Annotated in this window: 19 protein-coding genes; 11 read left to right on the forward strand and 8 right to left on the reverse strand. The window is 71.3% G+C overall.

The annotated features are described in order from the left end of the window. The coding region (locus EST92_RS23320; protein WP_135789059.1) for an aromatic amino acid lyase at positions 1-565 on the reverse strand (565 nt) is incomplete at its 3' end. A 195-nt stretch (positions 566-760) separates the two neighbouring features. Here EST92_RS23320 and EST92_RS23325 point away from each other — a divergent pair. Genes EST92_RS23325 through EST92_RS23340 form a run of 4 tightly spaced genes read left to right on the forward strand, consistent with a single transcriptional unit; the run spans position 761 to position 4259 of the window. Beyond that, entirely contained in the window at positions 761-1936 is a 1176-nt protein-coding gene (locus tag EST92_RS23325; RefSeq protein ID WP_129282784.1) for an ABC transporter ATP-binding protein, read from the forward strand. After that, the gene (locus tag EST92_RS23330; protein WP_129282785.1) at positions 1933-2610 is read left to right on the forward strand and encodes an ABC transporter permease; all 678 of its coding nucleotides are present in this window, start codon (positions 1933-1935) and stop codon (positions 2608-2610) included. The genes EST92_RS23325 and EST92_RS23330 overlap by 4 nt, the downstream gene beginning before the upstream one ends. A 7-nt stretch (positions 2611-2617) precedes the next feature. Next, entirely contained in the window at positions 2618-3289 is a 672-nt protein-coding gene (locus EST92_RS23335; RefSeq protein WP_129282786.1) for an ABC transporter permease, read from the forward strand. Positions 3290-3332: 43 nt separating this feature from the next. Then, positions 3333-4259: an ABC transporter substrate-binding protein gene (locus EST92_RS23340; protein WP_129282787.1), complete on the forward strand. Its 927-nt coding sequence runs from the start codon at positions 3333-3335 to the stop codon at positions 4257-4259. A gap of 33 nt (positions 4260-4292) precedes the next feature. On the opposite strand, the gene EST92_RS23345 is transcribed toward EST92_RS23340, so the two are convergent. From EST92_RS23345 to EST92_RS23355, 4 genes are all read right to left on the reverse strand, one after another. Then, positions 4293-5345, reverse strand: a complete 1053-nt coding sequence (locus tag EST92_RS23345; RefSeq protein WP_254068973.1) for a sigma-70 family RNA polymerase sigma factor — start codon at positions 5343-5345, stop codon at positions 4293-4295. Positions 5346-5528: 183 nt separating this feature from the next. After that, positions 5529-5690, reverse strand: a complete 162-nt coding sequence (locus EST92_RS31220) for a hypothetical protein (RefSeq protein WP_154073991.1) — start codon at positions 5688-5690, stop codon at positions 5529-5531. A 121-nt stretch (positions 5691-5811) separates the two neighbouring features. After that, on the reverse strand, positions 5812-6363 hold the full coding sequence (locus tag EST92_RS23350; RefSeq protein ID WP_129282788.1) for a hypothetical protein: 552 nt from the start codon (positions 6361-6363) through the stop codon (positions 5812-5814). Between the two features lie 200 nt (positions 6364-6563). Beyond that, entirely contained in the window at positions 6564-7613 is a 1050-nt protein-coding gene (locus EST92_RS23355) for a LacI family DNA-binding transcriptional regulator (RefSeq protein WP_129282789.1), read from the reverse strand. A 297-nt stretch (positions 7614-7910) separates the two neighbouring features. Between EST92_RS23355 and EST92_RS23360 the strand changes: the two genes are divergently transcribed. Continuing rightward, entirely contained in the window at positions 7911-8825 is a 915-nt protein-coding gene (locus EST92_RS23360; protein ID WP_129282790.1) for an amidohydrolase, read from the forward strand. Continuing rightward, positions 8822-9379 (forward strand): cysteine dioxygenase family protein, encoded by a 558-nt coding sequence (locus tag EST92_RS23365; protein WP_129250061.1) that lies wholly within the window; start codon positions 8822-8824, stop codon positions 9377-9379. Before EST92_RS23360 ends, EST92_RS23365 begins: the two co-directional genes overlap by 4 nt. A gap of 544 nt (positions 9380-9923) precedes the next feature. Here EST92_RS23365 and EST92_RS23375 read toward each other — a convergent pair. Next, entirely contained in the window at positions 9924-11105 is a 1182-nt protein-coding gene (locus EST92_RS23375) for a helix-turn-helix transcriptional regulator (protein ID WP_129282791.1), read from the reverse strand. Between the two features lie 157 nt (positions 11106-11262). Between EST92_RS23375 and EST92_RS23380 the strand changes: the two genes are divergently transcribed. Next, the gene (locus EST92_RS23380; RefSeq protein WP_129282792.1) at positions 11263-12132 is read left to right on the forward strand and encodes an endonuclease/exonuclease/phosphatase family protein; all 870 of its coding nucleotides are present in this window, start codon (positions 11263-11265) and stop codon (positions 12130-12132) included. A gap of 176 nt (positions 12133-12308) precedes the next feature. Continuing rightward, positions 12309-12719, forward strand: coding sequence for a hypothetical protein (locus EST92_RS23385; RefSeq protein ID WP_129282793.1), 411 nt, complete (start codon positions 12309-12311; stop codon positions 12717-12719). Positions 12720-13195: 476 nt separating this feature from the next. Here EST92_RS23385 and EST92_RS23390 read toward each other — a convergent pair whose 3' ends face one another. Together EST92_RS23390 and EST92_RS23395 are read right to left on the reverse strand one after the other, a co-directional pair. Continuing rightward, positions 13196-13645 carry an SRPBCC family protein gene (locus tag EST92_RS23390; protein WP_129282794.1) on the reverse strand — a complete coding sequence of 150 codons (450 nt, stop codon included), beginning with the start codon at positions 13643-13645 and terminating at the stop codon, positions 13196-13198. A 278-nt stretch (positions 13646-13923) separates the two neighbouring features. After that, positions 13924-15312 (reverse strand): cystathionine beta-synthase, encoded by a 1389-nt coding sequence (locus EST92_RS23395; protein WP_129282795.1) that lies wholly within the window; start codon positions 15310-15312, stop codon positions 13924-13926. 197 nt (positions 15313-15509) lie between these two features. Between EST92_RS23395 and EST92_RS23400 the strand changes: the two genes are divergently transcribed. From EST92_RS23400 to EST92_RS23410, 3 genes are all read left to right on the forward strand, one after another. Continuing rightward, positions 15510-16523: an SGNH/GDSL hydrolase family protein gene (locus EST92_RS23400; RefSeq protein WP_129282796.1), complete on the forward strand. Its 1014-nt coding sequence runs from the start codon at positions 15510-15512 to the stop codon at positions 16521-16523. A 289-nt stretch (positions 16524-16812) separates the two neighbouring features. Next, positions 16813-18033, forward strand: coding sequence for an acetyl-CoA C-acetyltransferase (locus EST92_RS23405; RefSeq protein ID WP_129282797.1), 1221 nt, complete (start codon positions 16813-16815; stop codon positions 18031-18033). Between the two features lie 513 nt (positions 18034-18546). After that, positions 18547-19488: a hypothetical protein gene (locus EST92_RS23410; RefSeq protein ID WP_129282798.1), complete on the forward strand. Its 942-nt coding sequence runs from the start codon at positions 18547-18549 to the stop codon at positions 19486-19488. Positions 19489-19582: the final 94 nt, after the last annotated feature.

The raw sequence follows: 19582 nt of genomic DNA on the forward strand, positions 1-19582 counted from the left end.
CGCCATGCTCGCGGTGCGCGCCAACCAGCTGCTGGCGGGCGGCGCCGGGTGGGCACGTCCAGGGGTGTTCGCCGGCCAGCGCGAGGCCGGTCTGGGCGAGCGCGGCCAGATCGCCGGTGCCGACCGCGCCGTGTTCGTTGACGACCGGGTACGCGCCGCTGTCCAGGGCGGTGAGCAGCGCGGTGATGACGGCGGGGTGCAACCCGGCGCCGCCCGCCAGCAGCTGGTTGGCGCGCACCGCGAGCATGGCGCGGACCTCGCGGGCGGGCAGCGGGTCGCCGATCGCGCCGGCGTGGCTGCGCAGCAGCCGCAGTCCGTGTTCGGCGTCGGCGGCCCCGACGTCCTCCGTGCGGTTGGCGCCGACGCCGGTGCTGCGCCCGTAGACCCGGCCGGTGGCGGCGAGACGGCGGGCGGTTTCCCAGGACTCTTCGGCGCGGGCGAACGCCTTGGGGTCCGGCTCCGCGGGGTGCGCGGTGCGCTCCGCGAGGGCGGCGATATCGGCGGTGTGCAGCGCGGTGCCGTCGAGCGTGACGCGCCGGCCGGCCCGTCGCCCGTTGTCCAGCATGTGGGATTCCAAGGGGCTCAACTCCCTCATATAGCACCCTTTATCGCGGTAAGTCCGACACCTCGTTCCGTACGGTGAAGCCAAGTGACAGGCGAGGTAATAGACGATGCACTTCCGCCCGTTGACTTCTATTGACTTCTATTCACGCGCCTAAGACTCTGCATGACCATATGCAGGCCGGGCAAGGGGCAGCGGATGATCAAATTCGACGCAGTCAGCAAGCGGTACCCGAATGGCACGACCGCCGTGGACGGGCTGTCGCTGGACCTCCCCGAGGGCGGCGTCACCGTCCTCGTCGGCTCGTCGGGGTGCGGCAAGACGACCACCCTGCGGATGGTCAACCGCATGGTCGAGCCGACCTCCGGCACGATCAGCGTCGGCGGCCGCGACATCCTGGAGACGGACGCCGCCGAGCTGCGCCGCGGCATCGGCTATGTCATCCAGCAGTCCGGCCTCTTCCCTCACCGTACGATCCTGGACAACATCGCGACCGTCCCGCTGCTGCTGGGCTGGGGCCGGCGCAAGGCCCGTGCCCGCGCCGCCGAGCTGCTGGAGCTGGTCGGCCTGCCCGCCGACGCCGGCAAGCGCTATCCGCACCAGCTCTCCGGCGGCCAGCAGCAGCGCGTCGGCGTGGCCCGCGCGCTCGCCGCCGACCCGCCGGTGCTGCTGATGGACGAGCCGTTCGGCGCGGTCGACCCCGTGGTGCGCACCCAGCTGCAGAACGAGCTGCTGCGGCTCCAGGAGGAGCTGCGCAAGACCGTCGTCTTCGTCACCCATGACATCGACGAGGCGGTCCGCCTGGGCGACCGGATCGCGGTCTTCCGCACCGGCGGCCGGCTCGTCCAGTGCGCCGAACCCGCCGAGCTGCTGGCCCGTCCCGCCGATGACTTCGTCGCCGGCTTCCTGGGCGCCGAGCGCGGCCTCAAGCTGCTCTCGCTCACCGACCTCGCGGACGTGCCGTACGCGCCCGGCGCGGAGATACGCACGGACGAACCGGTCGGCGGCATACCCCGCGACGGGGACCGCTGGCGCCTGGTGACCTCCCCGCGCGGCGAACCGCTGGGCTGGCTGGACACCGACGCGCTGCCCGCCGGAGGCACGGCCGGCGAGGCGCCGCTGGAACCCGTCCGGCCGCTGCGCGACACCGACTCCCTGCTCTCCGCGCTGAACGAGGCGGTCTCCTCCCCCGCCGCCGCCGTCGCCCGGGTCACCGCCGACGGCGTGCTGACCGGCCTCACCTCCCGCGACGCCATCCACGAACGGGCCGGCCGCAGCCATGCGGAGGCCGGCCGGGCGGCGGCCGACAGCCCGCGGACCCCCGAGGACGCCGCGCCCGGCGCGGCCGAGGCCGCCACGGAGCGCCCCGCATGACCATCGAGTGGGGCTGGTTCCCCGACCACGCCGGCGAGCTGGCCCGCCTCACCGCGGACCACCTCGCGACCGCCGTCCCCGCGGTCCTGTTCGGCCTGCTGATCGCGCTGCCGCTGGCGGTCCTCGCCCACCGCGTGCGGCCGCTGCGCGGCTTCGTGCTCGGCGCGTCCAACATCCTCTACACCATCCCCTCGCTGGCCTTCTTCGTCCTCCTGCTGCCGGTCACCGGGCTGACCCGGACCACAGCGATCACCGGCCTGACCGCGTACACCCTGGTCGTGCTGGTGCGGAACACCGTCGAGGGGCTGGACGCGGTCCCGGCGAGCGCCCGTGAGGCCTCGAAGGCGATGGGGACCAGCACCCTGCGCACCCTGCTCACCGTCGAGCTGCCGCTCGCCCTCCCGGTGATCATGGCGGGTGTACGGGTCGCCACCGTCATGTCCATCTCCCTGGTCAGCGTGGCGAGTTACATCGGATACGGCGGCCTCGGCCAGCTCTTCACCGACGGCTTCCAGCGCAACTTCCCCACCCCGGTCATCGCCGGAGTGGCCCTGACCCTGCTGCTCGCCCTGGTCGCCGACGCGGTGCTGGTGACCGTCCAGTGGCTGTGCACCCCGTGGCTGCGCGGCACCACCTCCCGGCAGCGCACCTCTCTGTGGCGGAAGGCAGCGTGACGCCCCGATGCTCGAACTCCTGAAGAACCTCGCCGCCTGGCTGACCAGTTCCGCCCAGTGGTCCGGCCCCGAGGGCATCGCCACCCGCATCCTGGAGCACCTGGAGTACTCGGTGCTCGCCACCCTCGCCGCGGCCGTGATCGCGCTGCCGGTCGGGCTGCTCATCGGGCACACCGGCCGCGGCGCCTTCCTCGCCGTCAACCTCTCCTCCTTCGGTCGGGCGCTGCCCACCGTCGGCCTGGTCACCCTGGTCTTCCTGGCCGGCGGACTGAGCGTGTGGCCGGTGTACGTGTCCCTGGTCGCGCTCGCCGTGCCGGTGATCATCACCAATACGTACGCGGGGATGGCCGCGGTCGACCCGGAGGTCAAGGACGCCGCCAAGGGCGTGGGGCTGCGCGGCCGTCAGATCCTCTGGCAGGTCGAGATCCCGCTCGCGCTGCCGCTGATCATGACCGGCGTACGGCTGGCGACCGTGCAGGTCATCGCCACCGCCACGATCGCCGCCTATGTCAGCTTCGGCGGGCTGGGCCGCTACGTCTTCGACGGCCTGGCGCAGCGCGACCTGGTGCAGGTGCTCGGTGGCGCGGTGCTGGTCGCCGTGCTCGCCGTCGTCGCCGATCTGGCCCTGGGCGGCCTGACGCGGCTGCTGTTCCGCGGCCGCCCGGCCACCGCCCGCTGAGCGTCCGCCGTCCCGCCCTACGTACGCACCGAGGAGCCCGCCCATGAACCGTCGTACCGCCCTGACCACTCTCCTCGCGGGTGCCTCGGCCCCGCTGCTGGCCGCCTGCTCCTCCGGCATCACCTCCCTCAAGGGGGACGGCGCCGGCGGCGACAGCGGCAGCAGCAGCGGCGGACTGGTCATCGGCACCGCCAACTTCACCGAGAACCAGGTCCTCGGCTACCTCTACGCGGGGGTGCTGAACGCCGCCGGGGTCAAGACCACGGTCCGGCCCAACCTCGGCTCCCGCGAGATCGTGGTCCCCGCACTGCGCTCCGGCGATATCGATCTGCTCCCCGAGTACCAGGGCAGCCTGCTGCTCTACCTCGACAAGAAGGCCACCGCGACCGAGGCGGGAGCCATGCAGAACGCGCTGGCCACGGTGCTCCCCGACGGTCTCGAAGTCCTCCCGTACGCGGCCGCCGAGGACCGCGACACCTTCGCCGTGACCCGGCGGACCGCCGACCGCTACGGCCTGAAGACGCTCGCCGATCTCCGTAAGGTCAACGGCAAGCTGACCTTGGGCGCGGCCGCGGAGATGAAGAAGCGGGTCGTCGGGGTCGTCGGCCTGAAGGACCGATACGGCGTGGAGCTCAAGGAGTTCAAGGCGCTGGACTCGTCCGGGCCACTGGTCAAGGGGGCCCTGAAGAAGGGCGACATCGACATCGCCAATGTCTTCACCACCGATGTCGACACCGCGGAGAACGGCTGGGTGCTGCTGGCGGACCCCAAGAACCTCATCCCCGCCCAGCACGTCGTCCCGCTGATCGCCGCCCGCAAGGCCGACTCCCGGGTCCGCAAGGCCCTCGCCCGCCTGGGCAACGCCCTGACCACCCCCGATCTCACCGAGCTCAACCGCCTGGTCGACAAGGAGAAGCAGGACCCGGACCGGGTGGCGGCCGCCTGGCTGAAGAAGCACAAGCTGGGCTGAGCCGGCGGCGACACCCCTCAGGCGGCGCGCGCCTCACGTGGGCGGCGGGCCGCCGTACCGGAGCGGAAGCCCGAACAGCGGGAACAGCCGGTCGGTGTCCAGGAAGGAGTTCAGGGCGGTGACCCGGCCCTCCGCGAGGTCGAGGACCTGGACCGCCCAGGGCAGGCCGTCCGCGCGGTACTGCCCGAACGCCGGGCGGCCGTTCGCCGCGACCGGCACCAGATGCGACCCCGCACAGCCGCAGCCCGGCCCGCGCAGAAACGTCAGGATGTCGTCGCGCCCGCGCAGCCACAGCGCGTACGGCGGCATGGACAGCGTGGAGTCCTCGTGCAGCACGGCCGTGAGTGCGTCCATGTCGAACCGCTCGAAGGCGTCCACATAGCGCCGCAGCAGCGCCTCCTGGGCGTCGTCCAGCGGCCGCGGGGGTTCCTCGGCGGCATCGGCGGACGCGGCGAGGGTGGCCCGTGCCCGCTGCAGCGCGCTGTTCACAGAGGCGACCGAGCTGCCCAGCAGCTCGGCGACCTCACTCGCCGACCAGCTCAGCACCTCCCGCAGGATCAGCACCGCCCGCTGCCGGGGCGCCAACCGCTGCAGCGCGGAGATGAAGGCGAGCCGGACCGACTCCCGGGCGACGGCGGTCTCCGCCGGGTCCCCGGCGGACGCCAGCACCCGCTGGTCGGGGACGGGGCCGATCCAGGTCGTCTCGGGCAGCCCCGTGCCGATCGGGGTGTCCACGCTCGACGGGGAGGCGAGATCCATCGGCCGGGCCCGCCGCCGGCTGCCCTTGAGCTGGTCCAGGCAGACGTTCGTGGCGATCCGGTAGAGCCAGGACCGCAGCGAGGCGCGCCCCTCGAACCGGTCGTAGCTCCGCCAGGCCCGCACCATCGTCTCCTGCACGGCGTCCTCGGCCTCGAAGGCCGATCCCAGCATCCGGTAGCAGTAGCCGGTCAGTTCGGTACGGTGCGCCTCCAGCCGGTCCGCCGGCTCGCCCTGCGCGCCGTCCGGTGCACCGCCGTCCACCACGGCGGCCGCGCTCTCCGCCGTGACGTCACTCGTCGCGGAACGACTCGTCGCGGAACGCTTCATCGAGGACCCGCCCATCCGCCCGTCGGCCGACCACCGGTACGCACGCCCCGACCGTACCGGAGCGCCCGGCTCCAGTCTGCTCCCCGGCGCAGCGCCGTGCAGCCGGAGGCCGGGGCCGGGAACCGGGAACCGGGGCACAGAACGGGCCGGGGCGCATCGCCCCGGCCCGTCCGCCGCCTCCGGTCATCTGCGCAGCTGCACGCCCCGGAGCACCCCTCCGACGACCGCACCGGCCAGGACGCTCAGCAGAATCCGGGCGGGTTCCCCCAAACCGGAGAACACGGTGTGCGTGAGCGCGAAGACGACCACGACCGCGAGAATTCCGGCGATCAATGCCTTTTTCATTTCCTGCCCATCATCGCTTCGCTGTCACCGATTCCTTGCCATCGCCTGGTTGTCACCGCTTCCTTGGCGTCGCTTCTGTGCCATCGCTTTCCCGCACCACGTGCCCGTTGCTCACTCACCCTCAGCAATCGGAAAGCGACAGCACCGCACCGGAGACCAGACCCCCGAATGCCCCCGCCGTGGCGCCCGGAGCGCACCCCGTCTCGGCACCGGCTATACACCCGCCTATCCCGCCGGACACCACGTAATCCTTGATCTTGTCGTTGGCGCACTGGGCATAGCTCTCGGCCGCCATGTCCCGCGTGGAGACGCCGAGCTGCTGGAAGCTGCGGGTCGACCGCACGGTCACCGTCGCGCCCGACGCGCGGTAGCTGACGTGCGCCGTTTTGCCATTTTTCAGCTTGATCGCGTTGCCCAGCCGGCCCACGGTCCGATGGTGCGGGCCGACCAGTTCCAGCTCCTTGCCGGCGACAGTGAAGTGGTAGCCCGCGGGCACGGACAGGGTCGCCTTCAGCGTTTTGCCGTCCGGCGACTGGAGCGACTTCAGTTTGATGCCTTTCGCGACGCTCACCGGATGCGCGGAATGCAGCGCACTGTCCGCGGAGGCCGGCCCGGCAACCCCCGCAAAGGCCAGGGCGGTCAGCGCGGACGCAGCCGACTTACGGAACCTCATATTTCCCCGTTCCCCGTGTGAATCACTTTCATGATCAGCCTATGGGCGAGGACGCAAATGCAAGATCCATGGCGGGCAATTTCCCGGCAAACGGCACTGAACGGAGGGCAGTTGAACAGCTGGCGGAATCGACCCAGAACTGACCGTGCATCAACACCTGGGTGCGCAGGCCACGTCGGGCCTGTGGCCTGGCGCCACCGTCACCCCCGCCGGAGCTCCACCGCCGACCCCCGCTCCGAGAGGCGCGGGGCGCACAGGATGCGCTTGCGGCGGACCCGGCGGCCCTCGATCGCGGCGACCGCGAGCCGGGCGGCCTCCTTGGCGATCTCGCCCAGCCCCCAGTCGACGGTGGTCAGCGGCGGGGTGAGAACCCGGGAGACGGGGTGGTCGTCGAAGCCCACGACGGAGAGGTCCCGGCCGACGGCCAGGGAGGCCTCGGCGGCGGCCGCGTAGACACCGTAGGCGATGGAGTCGGAGAAGCAGAAGACGGCGGTGGGCGGGGCGAGCGCGGAGGTCCCGGACGGGCGGCGGCCGTCCGGGCCGTTGGTCAGGACCCGGCGGGCCATCGCCGTCGCCTCCCCCAACTCCTGGGCGCAGGGCAGGACTTCGACCTCGATGCCGAGGCGGTCGGCGGCCTCGCGCACATAGACGTCGGCCGGACGGTCCGGGGTCGAGGGGCCGGTGGGGGTCAGCACGGTGACCCGGCGGTGCCCCAGCCCGCGGAGGTAGTCCAGGACGGCGTCGATGCCGGCGCGGTTGTCGAAGAGCACCTCACCCGCCGTACGGGCCCGGCTCAGGGCGTCACCGATGGAGACCACCGGCACCGCGTCGGCGATCTTCGACCAGCCCTCGGCGGACGGATCCACTGGCGAGACCAGGAGCCCGTCCACCCGCTGGTCGCGCAGCTGCTTGGCGAGGGCCAGCTCGCGCTCGGGGTCGCCACCGGCATCCAGGATCAGCGCGTAGCGGTCGCCCGCCAGCAGCTCGCGCCCTATGGCCGCCATCAGCTGCTGCTGCCACAGATCCTGCAGATCGCCGGCGAGCACCCCGACCGTGCTCGTACGGCCGCTGGCCAGCGCACGGGCGATCGGATCGGCCTCGTAGCCGAGCTCCGCTGCGGCCTTGCGCACCCGCTCCTCGGTCTCCTTGGAGACGTGCTTGCCGCGCAGCGCGTAGGAGACGGCGGCGGTGGAGAGTCCGGTGGCCTCGGCCACCTCGCGGAGGGTGGTGCGCTTATTGGGCCTGGCCATGTCCGGAAGCCTACCCAAGGAGGGCGCGCCACCCGCCCCGATGCGGGGTGCGCGCGGGGGGTGGCGGTCGCCCGTCGCCTCCGCCCCGGCCTCGGCAGGGCCCGGCGGATCCGGCCCGACCGTGCCAGGGCCCGTCGCCCCCGCCCCAACCTTGACAGGCTCGGTGTTAACCGTTTCACTTAAACGCATCAGTTAAGCGATTAAGTACAGCGTGCGCGGGACGACGGGCCGTGCCCGAGACGCCGGGGCCACGCCACGGGTGCCGTCCGCATCACCGCCCGCAGCCGAGGGAGGCCCGTGCCCACCGACGTCCACCAGCACCTCTGGCCGCCCGAGTTCCTCGCGCTGCTGCGGTCGCGCGGTGCGCCGCCACGGCTCGACGGCTGGACGCTCCACCTCCCCGGCGAACCGCCGTACCGCGTGGATCCCGCCGACCACGACATCGCGGCCCGCGCCCGGCTCGCCCGCGCCGACGGCCTCGATCTGGCCCTGGTCTCGCTCTCCAGCCCGCTCGGCATCGAAGATCTGCCGCCCGCGGAGGCCGTACCGCTGCTCACCGCCTTCCACGACGGCGCGCTGGGCCTGCCGGCCCCCTTCGGCGTCTGGGCCTCGGCCTGCCTCTCCACCCCCGAACCGGACCCCGAGGCGCTGCGGCACGAGCTGGCGCGCGGCTGTGTGGGACTGCAACTCCCGGCCACCGCACTGCTCGACGCCGCGGGCTGGGCCCGCTGTGCGCCGCTGCTGGACACCGTCGCCGAGCTGGACAAGCCGCTGTTCGTCCACCCCGGCGCGGCACCGGGCACCCCGGAGGCACCCGCCTGGTGGGCCGCCCTGGTCCCGTACGTGCAGCAGCTGCACGCCGCCTGGTTCGCCTTCCGCGCCTTCGGCCGGCCGCGCCACCCGGACCTGCGGGTGTGCTTCGCGGCGCTGGCCGGCCTGGCGCCGCTGCACGGGGAGCGGCTGGTCGCCCGCGGCGGCGGACGGGAGCGCGGGCGGGTCGACTGCCAGGCCTTCTACGAGACGTCCTCGTACGGGACGCGTGCGGTGGACGCCCTCGTCCGGGCCGCCGGCATCGATGTCGTCGTCAGCGGCAGCGACCGGCCCTACGCCGCCCCCGTACTCCCCGACCTCGGTGCGCAGGCCGCGATCCACGCCCTGCGCACCGCCAACCCGGCCCGCCTGCTGGGCCCGACGAAAGGAGCCCGCCGATGACGTACCGCACCTCCCAGGCCGATGCCGCCCGTGAGGTCCCCGACGGCGAGCAGCCGTTCACCGCACTGCCCGAGCGCAACCTCGACCGGCGCGAGCTGAAGGCCCTGGTCGAGGAGCTCGCCGCCCGCCCGGACCTGTGGCGCGAGCAGGTCGCCTTCTCCGACACCGAGCGCCACTACGTCTCCCTGCACCGCGATGAGTTCGTCGATGTCTGGCTGCTGTGCTGGACCCGGCAGAACGACACCGGCTGGCACGACCACGACCTGTCCTCGGGGGCGGTGCGCGTCGTCCAGGGCGTGCTGACCGAGTCCAACCCCCGGATCGGCGGCGAGCACCTGTCCACCGCCGTCGGCACCGGCTCCTCGTTCTGCTTCGGCCCCGACCACATCCACCGCCTCACCGGCGCCACCGACGACGCGGTGTCCGTGCACGCCTATTCGCCACCGCTGTGGCGCCTGGGCCAGTACGACATCACCGACGACGGGCTGATGCGGCGGATCTCGGTCTCCTACGCGGACGAACTGCGGCCGACGGACGGGGCGAGCGCGGCCTGACGGGACGTCCGGCCCGACGGCCGTCCGACCTGACGGGCCCGTCCGGCCGACCCCGGTCCGCCGGGGCCGGCCGTGCATATCGCTGCCGTCATTTCACTGACGCCCCTTCTCCTGACAGATGGAACACGGAAAGGGACATGGCTCCACACCCTGAGAAGCGGGCACGGCGAGCACAGCGGAAACTGGGGAACGCGCCGCGTTCTCCTCGTACTCCAGGGCTTCGGGCCCTTCCTCGGCGACCACGGCTACACCACCGACGCCACGCGGTGAACCTCCCGCAGGTGTCGTCTCGCCAGGACGCGGTAGTCAACCTCCTTACTCGGATTCCTCTCGAACCGAGCCCTTTCTTCCGCGGATTTGAGGTGGCTGCATTCCGTGCAGCCCGAAACATACGGGAGCGGACTTACGCTCATGCGTGGCACTCCAAACGCCAATGCACTTATTTTGCAGGCATGGTCTTTGCTGCGCCTGCAACGCTAGGCAGGGAGCCTGTGAGGCAGCAATGGCACTTTCGTCAACCGCCGGACCGAAGCGCCACGCAGTGTCACAGCGGGAGCCCTATGGCGTCGGCGAGGCTGCGCATCTCCGGCGTGAGGGTGCGCCTCTTGGCCACCACCAGGCCCAGGATGTCCTGGGCATAGCGCTGGTTGGGCAGCCACTGAGGGGCACTCGCCCGGATGCCCTGCAAGATCTCCACGGCCTCGCCATAACGCCTCGATCGAGCGTACGCATGCGCCACGTCCAACAGGTGCCGATTCCGGTTGTTGGACGTCGGGCGCATTCCGTTCACCGGAATCTGCGGAGCCAGCTTGAGTACCAGATCAGGCCGGTCAACGACCATTGCGTTCTCTGTGCGCTTGAGCGCCACTGTCACAGGTCCGAAGACGCGCAGGAAATCGTTCTCCGGCGCAAACTCCCTGCCCAGTGCAACGGCCGCCGAATTGGCGAGCCGCAGAGCGCCCGCCGCCTCTCCGGGCCGGTTGTCACGGATCGAGGCAGCAGAAGCGCGGAGGAGAAGCCAGCCCCAGGCGCTCAATTCCGCCGGAGTGGCGCGAGACATTCGGGGTTCTGCTTCATCTGCCCATCGGATAGCCAGTTCCCTCGCCTCGGAGAGCTTTCCACGTCGCAGCAGCAACCAGCATTGCGTGCTGACCGTGACCGCCGATTGGAGGCGATCCGATGAGGCATCCAGCGCCCGTCCCAGAGCGACCTCGGCCGCCTCGAACTGGCGTGTCTGGGTCAGCAGCCAGCCCGTCAGCTGCATGACCCGCATGTGTACGGCTCGCCCCTCGGGCCCGCTCGCAGCGAGTGCCTGAGAATCTCTGATCAAGGAGGGGAGGATGGTGCTCAACTCTGCCAACTTGTCGCCCGAGAAGAGGGGTTGAGCTCTCTCCACAGCCGCACGGAGCCCGGCAACCGTTGGGGGCTCGTCAAGGTCATCGGACGTACGGGGCTCCTGGAGCGCATGACGGACGCCGGCCCATCGGTCCACGGTGACCCCGCACGCCTCACGATCCGCGGCCTCTTCCGCAACCAGCTGCGTCGTGGGCACGCCGAGCGCCACCGCGAGCTGACGTGCCGTCTCCAGCCTTGTATCGGCCCGCTCCCCCTGCTCCAGTTTGCGGATCAGTGAGAGCGAGACGCCGGAGCCCTTCGCCAGTTCGCGCTGGCTCATTCCGCGCCGCTTGCGAATGTCCCGGAGCCGCTTGCCGATGTGGGCGCTCATGGTCCGAGCGTAGGCCGTCGTTCCACCGCCGCGAAGCGCTTGCCGTCAAGCCCCTGCCCGGTTGAGCAACGGCTGCCCATTCGTTCAACCTCTGTTAGTGGACGCTCCATCCACCTCTGGCACGTTGACGCCACCCCCACACCAAGGAGTCCACGCGATGAACCGACGCGTCATACCGGCACTTGCTGCCGCCTTCGCCCTGAGTGCGGCAGTCTCCGTCGCCACGGTGAGCGCCGCCGAGGCGGACGACCAGACGCTGACCGTGATGAGTCTCAACACCTGGCACGGCGGCTCCCAGGTCCCGGACGGGGTCAATACGACCGTCCAGGAGATCAAGGGTTCCGGCACCGAGGTGGTCGCCCTGCAGGAGACCGACAAGGCCGTCACCAAGCAGATCGCCGAGAAGCTGGGATGGGAGCACTACACCCAGAGCGGTTCCGACGTCGACATCATCAGCAGTCAGCCCATCGAGAAGGTCGACTCGCTGTCGGATCTGGCGGTGGCCGCGAAGATCAAGGGAGTCTGGGTGTACTCGATCCACCTGGGCTACACGAAGTACGGGCCGTACAACGCCTGTTTCGACAAGGACAGCTACGACACGATCTACGCGGACGAGGCCGAGCGCAAGGAGCAGGCTGAGAAGATCGTCAAGTGGGCCGGTTCCGGGCCGTCCGTCATCGCCGGTGATCTCAACTCCCCGTCCCACATGGACTGGACCGAGAAGACAAAGGCAAAGCACTGTGACTCGGTCGTGGAGTGGCCCGCGACGAAGGCGTTCGCCGACGGGGGTTTCGGGGACTCCTACCGTGAGGTCAACCCGGACGAGGCGGCTTCCCCCGGCGACACCTGGAGTCCGAAGAACGCCACCAACAGCGACTACGGCAACAAGCCCGAGCCGCAGGACCGCATCGACGTCATCCTGTACAAGGGCGGCTCGCTGGATGCCACCAGCTCGAAGGTCTACGGCGGTGAGAAGGAGAACTGGCCGTCCGACCACCGGGCCGTGATCACCCAGTTCCAGCTCTGACGGTACCCGCCGACAAGGGGCCGGCCGGTCCACCCGCGCTCAGGCGGTCAGGCGCAGGGTGGACCGGCCCGCGCCGTATCCGGGCCGCCGCCCGCGGCCCCCGGCGCACCCTCCCCCGCCCGATCCGGGGGATAGCCCTACCGCGCCGCCCGCCCCGCGTGCGTACGCTCGGCGGCATGGCAACACACGACCCCGATCTGCGCAGAGACCTCGACGCGACCCTCCAGACCCGCAAGGAGCTGGGACCGGAGTACGAGTCGGAGCTGCTGGAGTCCTTCCTGGAGAAGGTCGAGCAGAACGTCGACCGGCAGGTGCGCCGGCACCTCGCCGAGCAGCAGGTTCAGGTCGCGCGCGGCATCCGGCCGCAGCCCCGGGACAACGACGTCCACCCCTTCTGGCAGCACTTCGGGTTCGCCGCCCTCTCGCTGGTGCTGGCCGTCCCGCTGTCCGCGATCGCCGCGGGCACCACCGGGCTGGCGGGCCTGATCGTGTGCTGGGCGGGGATCGCCGGCGTCAACGCCGCCCACGGAGCGACCCTGCGCCACCGGCTGCCGGCGTCGAACGCCCCGGATGGCGCCGCCGACTGACGCGGCGGCAGGAACCGGAAGGAAAAGGCTGTTGCGGGGACCGCCGCACCCCGGCCTGCGCCGGGGGCGGGACGACGGCGGTCCCCGCAAGGGACGCGTACCGGGTCAGGGCCGGTCGTCGCATCCGACGGCGAGCAGGAGGTCCGGGAGCCGCTCCGGAGGCCCGTGTCGCCGTGCACACCACTGTGTCGGACACGTGTTAAGCGCGTGCTGCGTGCACATGACGCATACGTACACCTTGCGGTGACCGGCCGTTTCCTGACGGCAACTTGACGCCGGGACGGCTGCGGAAGCGGACTGCTTCCGGTGGCGGCCACACCAACGGCCCGGCCCCCCGGCGGACGCTGCTGGTCAATTCGGGCGCTGGTGCTTTGTCCGGTCGAGTTGCTCTGCTGGGCAGAGGTGCCTCGCGTCCACCCCGATCCGCCGGCGGCGCGGGCCGTTTGCAGTGGAGCAGGGGTGTCTGCCCTGACCACTCAGGCGAAAGTGCTGGCCAGGTAGGCGTTGCGGAGTCTGATGAGGTGCGGCATGTAGCGGCTCAGCAGGAGTCTGTCGACGATGCGTCCGACCGGTCCCAGCGGTGAGGCGAAGTCGATGACGTCTCTCATGATGGTGCCGCCGGCACCATCCGGCTCGAAGTGGTGGGCGTGACGCCATCGCTTGAAGGGCCCGGACTCCTGCTCGTCCACGAAACACCGGGGTCGATCGTAGGACGTGATGCGGGCCTTGAGTCGCCAGGTCAGGCCGAGATGGCGAGCTTGGAAGGTCACTGTGTCCCCGAGCGACAGCTCGCCGCGGGTCTTGCCGCCGACCGCTCGCTCCGACGAATCGGCCATCGAGCGGGTATGCGCCTCCACATCCAGGCATACCGCGAACACCTGGTCCGGGGGTGCGGCGACGGCTGTGATGACCTCGAAATGCTGCACAAGCTCACCCTAGACGCCGGGCATTCCGGGCCCTTGCCCGGGGCGACAGCAGATCTGGTCTCAGGCTCGGCGGCGCTTCTCCGGGGTCGCGCGAGGGCGGCATTTCCCCCACGCCCTCAGCTGCAGCGAGACGACACCCGCCCCACACGACAACGTCGGTCTCCAAGACCACCACCAGGTCTCGGAGACCGACGTCACACTTGGCCCGGATCAACCAACAGCGTCCCTGCGGCCAGGGGCACCGGGCCGCCGCGTACGACCGCCGCCGGGAGACGCTGCTACTTGCCGGCCTCGCGCGCCAGATAGGCCAGCAGGTCCTGCCGGCTCACCACGCCCTTCGGCTTGCCCTCGACGAGGACGATCGCCGCGTCCGCGTTCTCCAGCACCGCCATCAGATCGGCGACCGGCTCGCCGGAGCCGACCTGCGGCAGCGGCGGGCACATGTGCTTCTCCAGCGGGTCGGTCAGCGAGGCGCGCTGGGTGAACAGCGCGTCCAGCAGCTCGCGCTCGACGACCGAGCCGATGACCTCGGCGGCCATCACGTCGGGGTGCCCGGCGCCGGGCTTGACGATCGGCATCTGCGAGACGCCGTACTCGCGCAGCACCTCGATCGCCTCGCCGACGGTCTCCTCCGGGTGCATGTGCACCAGCGAGGGCAGGGCGCCCTCCTTGTGCTGGAGCACCTCGCCGACCCGCGCCGCGGGGCCGCCCTCCTCCAGGAAGCCGTAGTCGGCCATCCACTCATCGTTGAAGATCTTGGAGAGGTAGCCACGGCCGCTGTCGGGCAGCAGCACGACCACCACGTCATCGGGGCCGAGCTTCGAGGCGACCTCCAGCGCACCCACCACTGCCATCCCGCAGGAGCCGCCGACCAGCAGGCCCTCCTCCTTGGCGAGCCGCCGGGTCATCTGGAAGGCGTCCTTGTCCGAGACCGCCACGATCTCGTCCGCGACGGTGCGGTCGTAGGCGGTCGGCCAGAAGTCCTCACCGACGCCCTCGATCAGATACGGGCGCCCGGAGCCGCCGCTGTAGACCGAGCCCTCGGGGTCGGCGCCGATGACCTTGACCCGGCCGTCGCTGGCGTCCTTCAGATAGCGGCCGGTGCCGCTGATCGTGCCGCCGGTGCCGACACCCGCCACGAAGTGCGTGATCCGCCCCCCGGTCTGCGCCCACAGCTCGGGACCGGTCGTCTCGTAGTGGGAGCGCGGATTGTTCGGGTTGCTGTACTGGTCCGGCTTCCAGGCCCCGGGCGTCTCACGCACCAGCCGGTCCGAGACGTTGTAGTACGAGTCCGGGTGCTCGGGGTCCACGGCGGTGGGGCACACCACCACCTCGGCGCCGTACGCCCGCAGCACATTGATCTTGTCCGTGGACACCTTGTCCGGGCAGACGAAGATGCACTTGTAACCCTTTTGCTGGGCGACGATCGCCAGGCCCACGCCGGTGTTGCCGGACGTCGGCTCGACGATGGTGCCGCCGGGCTGCAGTTCACCCGACTGCTCGGCGGCCTCGATCATCCGCACGGCGATCCGGTCCTTGACCGATCCGCCGGGGTTGAAGTACTCGACCTTCGCCAGGACGGTGGCCTGGATCCCTCGAGTGACGCTGTTGAGCCGCACGAGCGGGGTGTTGCCGACCAGCTCAATCATCGAATCGTAAAACTGCACGGTGGTCTCCGCGGTCAGGGGCACGCTCTCCTGCGCCCGTGCAGCCAGCCTATTGCCCGGGCCCGTTAGGGGAGGTAAGAGTTGCGTTCCGTGCAGGAACGGGCAACACCCTGGTGTAGAAGTTCTTGCCGATTCAAGAGCGCGTCCGGCCCCTGGGGCCGCGGCGCGCCCGCACTGCGCGGGGAGGTGCCCGGCCCATGCCGATGACGATGTCCAGGGCGAGAGTGGCACGGCGGATCGCCACCGCGGCCGCGTTCGGCGGCGGCGGCGTCGGGCTGCTCGGCGTCGCCGCCGTCGGTGTGCTGCTGACCGAGGTCCGGCTGGCCCGCCGTACGGTCGGCGGCTCCAGCGACATCCCGCCGTGCGCCGACGGCCGCTACGGCGCCGCCTTCGACCACCGCACGGACCGGCCGCCCCTGCGGCTGGGCTTCCTCGGCGACTCCACCGCCGCCGGGCAGGGGGTGCACCGCCCCTCCCAGACCCCGGGCGCACTGCTCGCCTCCGGGCTGGCCGCGCTCTCCGAGCTGCCCGTGGACTTCCGCAATGTGGCGCTGCCCGGGGCGCAGTCCGACGACCTGGCGCGCCAGGTGGAGCTGATGCTGGCGGACGGCACCGCCACCCCGGACGTCTGCGTCATCATGATCGGCGCCAATGACGTCACCCACCGGATGGCGCCCGCCCAGTCCGTGCGCCACCTCTCCGACGCGGTGCGCCGGCTGCGCGCGGCCGGCTGCGAGGTGATCGTCGGTACCTGCCCCGATCTGGGCACCATCGAGCCGGTCTATCAGCCGCTGCGCTGGGTGGCCCGGCGGCTGTCGCGGCAGCTCGCCGCCGCCCAGACGATCGGCGTGATCGAGAGCGGCGGCCGGACGGTCTCGCTCGGCGATCTGCTCGGGCCGGAGTTCGAGGCACGTCCGCGGGAGCTGTTCGGGCCGGACAACTACCACCCGTCGGCCGAGGGCTATGCCACCGCCGCGATGGCCGTGCTGCCGACGCTGTGCGCCGCACTGGGCCTGTGGCCGGAGGAGGAGCGGCCGGAGCCCGCCCGTGGCGAGAGCCTGCTGCCGGTCGAGCAGGCGGCCGCCGAGGCGGCTTCCGAGGGCGGTACGGAGGTCACCGCCTCCCGCGCACCCTGGGCGCTGCTCAAGCACCGCAGGCGCCGCCAGCTGCCGGAGCCGGAGCCGACGGATCCGTCGTCGGTCACGGGCTGACGCCGCGGCAGACCGACGGCGCAGACGGACGGCACAGACGGACGGCGCGGCACCCGGGGCGGGCCGTCCGGGAATACCCGGCGGCCCCGCCCCGTTTTTCCAAGCGCCCGCCATAAGCGCTCGCTTAGAAAAGAGGCCCGCATCACAGGGCGCACCCCGTGACCTCAGCAGTACGTGCAGGTAACTTCCCACTCAGTCCTGCCCGTCCGCGTCCGATCACCACGCCGCCGACCACCCCACCGCAACGAGGCGCTCCGCGCCGTTCGTTCTTACGCCCTCTGGAGCCGTGATGCCCGAAGCCGTGATCGTCTCAGCCGCCCGCTCCCCGATCGGCCGCGCCTTCAAGGGCTCGCTCAAGGACGTCCGCCCGGACGACCTGACCGCGCAGATCATCGAGACCGCCCTGGCCAAGGTCCCCGAGCTGGACCCGAAGGACATCGACGACCTGATGCTCGGCTGCGGTCTGCCCGGCGGCGAGCAGGGCCACAACCTCGGCCGCATCGTGGCCGTCCAGATGGGGATGGACCACCTCCCGGGCTGCACCATCACCCGTTACTGCTCCTCCTCGCTCCAGACGACCCGCATGGCGCTGCACGCCATCAAGGCGGGCGAGGGCGACGTCTTCATCTCGGCCGGCGTCGAGACCGTCTCGCGCAGCGTCAAGGGCAGCTCCGACGGCCTGCCGGACACCCACAACCCGCTCTTCGCCGACGCCGAGGCCCGTACCGCGGCGCGCGCCGAGGAGGAGGGCGCGGGCTGGCACGACCCGCGCGAGGACGGCCTGATCCCGGACGCATACATCGCGATGGGCCAGACCGCGGAGAACCTCGCCCGCCTCAAGGGCATCACCCGCCAGGACATGGACGAGTTCGGCGTACGGTCCCAGAACCTCGCCGAGAAGGCGATCAACAACGGGTTCTGGGAGCGGGAGATCACCCCGGTCACGCTGCCCGACGGCACGGTCGTCGCCAAGGACGACGGCCCGCGCGCCGGCGTCACCGTCGACGGCGTCGCCGGCCTCAAGCCGGTCTTCCGCCCCGACGGCCTGGTGACCGCCGGCAACTGCTGCCCGCTGAACGACGGTGCCGCGGCGCTGGTCGTCATGTCCGACACCAAGGCGCGCGAGCTGGGGCTGACCCCGCTGGCCCGGATCGTCTCCACCGGCGTCTCCGGCCTCTCCCCCGAGATCATGGGCTACGGCCCGGTCGAGGCCAGCAAGCAGGCGCTGCGGCGGGCCGGCCTCTCGGTCTCCGACATCGACCTGGTCGAGATCAACGAGGCGTTCGCCGCCCAGGTCATCCCGTCCTACCGGGACTTGGGCATCGACCTTGACCGGCTGAACGTCAACGGCGGCGCGATCGCCGTCGGCCACCCCTTCGGCATGACCGGCGCCCGCATCACCACCACCCTGATCAACTCCCTCCAGTGGCACGACAAGCAGTTCGGCCTGGAGACGATGTGCGTCGGCGGCGGCCAGGGCATGGCGATGGTCATCGAGCGGCTGAGCTGAGCTGAGCTGGAGCAGTAGCTGAGGGTAGGGGCCGGGCGCTCGCTCCGGGCGCCCGGCCCCTCCTCCGGACCGCCCCCGCCCGCGCGCACAAAACGGACCAACTCCCGCCCCGCGCACACCCTTCGCTGTCATGCGCATACAGGCGGCGACACGGCGTGACCTGCGCCACTCGTTAACTCGATCGCGACCCAATCTCCCCCAGGATTGTGACCAACGCCCCCAGGGGGAGACGTTCTTGCAGGTCAGCAGGGGTTCACTCGAACATATACGACCCTCACCCCCCTCCATTTCGGGACATAGTTCGCCCGGAGCGGTCGCCGACCACCGGCAGCCTGATGTAGGAAGTCGGAGAACATTCTGCTAACGGGAGTACGCCGGTGAGTGAGCCGCTACCCGGAGTGACCTCGTGAGCAAGCGCATCAAGGGGGTAACCGCGGCCGACCGCCGGGGTAAGTCCATGTACCGATGCGCGGCCCGAGGGAACAGGGCCGCCGAGCGAAGTGGGGAGGACGCATGAGCGTCACCACCCTCGTCCTGCTACTGGCCGCGGCCACCGCCGTGGCACTGGGCGCCGTCGCCCTGCGCACCGCCCGTGCCCTGCACCGTCAGATCGCCGAGCTGCACGCCGAGCTCGTCGCCGCCCGGCAGGACATCGCCGCGCGCACCGAGGTGGCACACCCGGCCGTCGCGGCGATCCCGGCCGCCCGGGCCACCCCGGCAGACGAGACCCCGCTCGCGGACATACGTGCCGCCGTCGCGGACGCGCTCGCCGAGGAGCGGGAGCGCGAACTGGCCGAGGCCCGTGCGTTCTGGGCCGCGCAGGAGGCCAGGGACGCGGCCGACGCCCCCTCCCTGCTGGGCGGTCTCGCCGGCCTCGGCGACGAGAGCCCGCTGGATGCCCGCGCCGACCAGCGCGAGCTGCCCGAGCGCCCGGAGTCCGACCGCTTCGACACCCACCACCCGTTCTTGCCCCGCCAGGCGGACTGGGCCGGCCTGGAGCCGCTCCTGGGGCCGGACGCCCTGGAGTCCGTCGAGGCACTGGACGCGCCCGAGTGGGAACCGGCCGAGGAGACCGAGTCCGCCGAACTGGCCGCCGCCCGCCGGCGCCACCCCTCGCACCCGGACTTCTCCCCGTCCCCGGTGATCAGTGATCACGAGCGCACCGTCGCGCGCCTGGAGGAGCTGGCGCAGCGGGCCACCCCGCTCGCGGACGTGCGCCCCGGCCCGCTGGGCACCCTGGACGTCTACGTCTTCACCGACGGCACCACGCTCTGCCTGACCCCCGGGCAGCGCGAGACCGCGGAGCGGGTGGCCGGCGCACTGCACGAGGGGCACTGTCCGGTCCTGCTGGGCGGCTCCGGCATCTCCGGTGCGTATGCGCTGACCTTCTCCTGGGGCGAGAGCCGCGAGGAAAGCGTCTACATCCTCGCCGACCGCGTCATCGCCTCGCTCTGATCCGGCGCGGCGGCTCCCGCTAGTGCCGTGACCGCAAACGATCACCGGGTTGGCGCCTGGAGTGGGAGCTCGTTCCGCCGACATGGGCGCCTAT

This window comes from Streptomyces sp. TM32, from assembly GCF_004122755.1.
Lineage (GTDB): Bacteria > Actinomycetota > Actinomycetes > Streptomycetales > Streptomycetaceae > Streptomyces > Streptomyces sioyaensis.

Bases quoted from the DNA above. Each gene is read 5' to 3' on its own strand.
- EST92_RS23385 (WP_129282793.1), top strand. From the start codon at position 12,309: ATGGCAACACACGACCCCGATCTGCGCAGAGACCTCGACGCGACCCTC.
- EST92_RS23325 (WP_129282784.1), top strand. From the start codon at position 761: ATGATCAAATTCGACGCAGTCAGCAAGCGGTACCCGAATGGCACGACC.
- EST92_RS23350 (WP_129282788.1), bottom strand. From the start codon at position 6,363: ATGAGGTTCCGTAAGTCGGCTGCGTCCGCGCTGACCGCCCTGGCCTTT.
- EST92_RS31220 (WP_154073991.1), bottom strand. From the start codon at position 5,690: ATGAAAAAGGCATTGATCGCCGGAATTCTCGCGGTCGTGGTCGTCTTC.
- EST92_RS23375 (WP_129282791.1), bottom strand. From the start codon at position 11,105: ATGAGCGCCCACATCGGCAAGCGGCTCCGGGACATTCGCAAGCGGCGC.
- EST92_RS23340 (WP_129282787.1), top strand. From the start codon at position 3,333: ATGAACCGTCGTACCGCCCTGACCACTCTCCTCGCGGGTGCCTCGGCC.
- EST92_RS23365 (WP_129250061.1), top strand. From the start codon at position 8,822: ATGACGTACCGCACCTCCCAGGCCGATGCCGCCCGTGAGGTCCCCGAC.
- EST92_RS23400 (WP_129282796.1), top strand. From the start codon at position 15,510: ATGCCGATGACGATGTCCAGGGCGAGAGTGGCACGGCGGATCGCCACC.
- EST92_RS23355 (WP_129282789.1), bottom strand. From the start codon at position 7,613: ATGGCCAGGCCCAATAAGCGCACCACCCTCCGCGAGGTGGCCGAGGCC.
- EST92_RS23405 (WP_129282797.1), top strand. From the start codon at position 16,813: ATGCCCGAAGCCGTGATCGTCTCAGCCGCCCGCTCCCCGATCGGCCGC.
- EST92_RS23335 (WP_129282786.1), top strand. From the start codon at position 2,618: ATGCTCGAACTCCTGAAGAACCTCGCCGCCTGGCTGACCAGTTCCGCC.
- EST92_RS23345 (WP_254068973.1), bottom strand. From the start codon at position 5,345: ATGAAGCGTTCCGCGACGAGTCGTTCCGCGACGAGTGACGTCACGGCG.
- EST92_RS23330 (WP_129282785.1), top strand. From the start codon at position 1,933: ATGACCATCGAGTGGGGCTGGTTCCCCGACCACGCCGGCGAGCTGGCC.
- EST92_RS23380 (WP_129282792.1), top strand. From the start codon at position 11,263: ATGAACCGACGCGTCATACCGGCACTTGCTGCCGCCTTCGCCCTGAGT.
- EST92_RS23410 (WP_129282798.1), top strand. From the start codon at position 18,547: ATGAGCGTCACCACCCTCGTCCTGCTACTGGCCGCGGCCACCGCCGTG.